The 2378-nt window shown below is 33.9% G+C and carries 2 protein-coding genes; both read right to left on the minus strand.

What is annotated here, in order from left to right; all coding sequences use genetic code 11:
- Positions 1-1374, minus strand: a 1374-nt coding sequence (locus ACP6PM_RS22000; RefSeq protein WP_426588394.1) for a cache domain-containing protein, incomplete at its 3' end; no start/stop codon positions are given.
- Positions 1375-1713: 339 nt separating this feature from the next.
- Positions 1714-2378: adenylate/guanylate cyclase domain-containing protein (locus ACP6PM_RS22005; protein ID WP_426588396.1), on the minus strand; the 665-nt coding region annotated here is incomplete at its 5' end.

Consider the following 2378-nt stretch of genomic DNA (forward strand, 5'->3'; position numbering starts at 1 on the left):
ATTTGCTAAAAATTCATCCTTGAGTTTATCTAAACGTTTTAGTTCAGAATTTTTTCCTTCTAATTCAAAAAATGATTTTTGTAACTGCTCTGTCATTTGATTAAATGATTGAGCCAATATTGCCAATTCATCAATGGGAACTTCTTTGACTTTTTGTTCCCAGTTTCCAATAGATAAAGAAGTTGCTGCTTGCTTCAAACGCCTAACTGGTCTAATAATCAATTCACAATTTAGTAAACCCAAAACAATTGCTAGTATTAATGCCATCAAACATAAGGCAACAGTAATCCGAGTATTGGCATAAATACGCCCCATAAAATCTGCTTGGGGAACTACTACCAAAATCAACCAATCTAAACCATATTTATCGCTAAAAGGTACGACTTGTAAAAATTGTTGTTTACCATCTATATCAAAGTTCAGTAATGAAGTATTCTGAATTTGATTGAGATCCCCAAACCTGTCTGTGAGATGTTTACTTGCTAAACGAATTAAAGGATCTTTACTATCTAAAGCGTCTATCAGTTTTGAGTCATTATTGTTATTAATAAAAGGATCGGTTGTAGCTGAACTAGCTATTAGTTCTCCAGAACGGTTTAAAATGAAAGCTTCCCCTGACTTACTAATCTTCAACTTCTGTAAAAATTCATGCACTTGAGAAAAGGTTAGAGTAGCATTGACTAAGGCGATGACATTACCATCATTATCAATTATAGGTTGAGTCGCCATCATTTTTACTTTTTCATCAATTAGGGATGTAAATATCTTACCCCAAGCTGCTTGACCTGCGGTGATGCCATCTTGATACCATGGTCGTAGACGGAAGTCATATTGGGAAATTACGTTTGTGCGCTTGGTTCGTCCCCCTTGACTGTCGGTAGCATATTTCTGCAGTTCTCCATTTGTAGATTGATCTGTAACAATGATATTCAATGCGTTATTATCCTGGCGACTAACTGCAACCATAGTTCCTGATGTAGATGTAATCCCAATCACACCAATAGAATCAAAAGACTGAATCTGATTCCATAAATGACGTTCGAGATCATTAGTTGCTTGAATATTAAGTTGATTAAGACGAATAGCATTGACATTTAGTTGATTCACTAAATGGGGAGTCTCTAAATAAATATCCAGTTTCTTCTGAATACGAACTGTAATTTCGTTTTGTAATTGATTTGCTAAGTCATTGACTGCACGCTTACCATTGGTAAATGATAGATATCCTACTAACCCTACTGCTGCGATGATTTGCAGTACAAATGGGACGATGACTAAAGCTCGCAGGGGAAGTTTTGGTGAAAGTTGGCAAAATATAGGTTTTAGTGGTGACTTTTGCATGGTGGCAATTGCTTGTTTTTTCCTTTTTATCAAAGTTTAATTATATAGCAGGGAACAGTTGGAAAAACATTTTCTAATCTAAGACTCATTATTAGTATATGTACTAACCGATTCTTTCTTAATCAGGACTTACGCAAAGGTACTATGCATAGAGTTCAAAAACTATTGCGCAAGAGTTTTTGACGCTAGATATAGCGTCTCTGCGTAAGTCCTATTAATTATAGATTAAATTTGCCCAAGTTTATTGTTATTGTAAGTATTTCCTGCGGAATGCTGTGGAAATAGCTATCAACGATTATACTTCTCCAAAAATCAAAAATAAAACCAATATCTGATCCATAAATAATCAATTATCCCCCCTATTCATTCTTGTTATTTTTGATTCCAGCTTGTAACTCCTTGCCAGTTATTAGGTACACCTTCTGATAAAAAATTATTCACTCGTTCTAGATAAATTTCTGTAGTTTTATCCTGTGAATTGACTGTTAATACTTTTTGGAAATATTCCTTTGCCATGGCAAATTCTTGCTGTTGATAATATAATACTCCTTGTTCAAAATCTGGTTGAACTTGTTTTTTTAACTTTAGCAAATATTCTGGATCTCCATCCATAACTTCATAAATTTTAATAGGATGATTTCGCCCTTTAACTAGGACCCGATCTAAAAATCTAATTTGATATTGATTTGAATCTACTAAATTATTAAATACTGCTTCACTAATTATGATAGAAACTCCATAAAATTTTGTTAATCCTTCTAAACGAGAAGCTAAGTTTACATTATCAGAAAAAGCATCTCCTTGCATTCTGGCTTTTTCTCCTACCATACCTACCATCATTGGTCCGAAGTGAATGCCAATGCCAATTTTAATAGGTTTATAGCCTTGACTTTTTCTAATAAAATTGTATTCTACAACTTCTTTGATTTTGGCAATACCAGCCTTGACTGCATCATCTGCTCCATGAGGAAATACAGCCATCATTCCATCTCCTAAATATTTGACTATAAATCCATAATTATCTCTAACTTTTGGAC

The sequence above is a fragment of the Dapis brunnea BLCC-M229 genome (genome assembly GCF_050015995.1).
Lineage (GTDB): Bacteria > Cyanobacteriota > Cyanobacteriia > Cyanobacteriales > Microcoleaceae > Trichodesmium.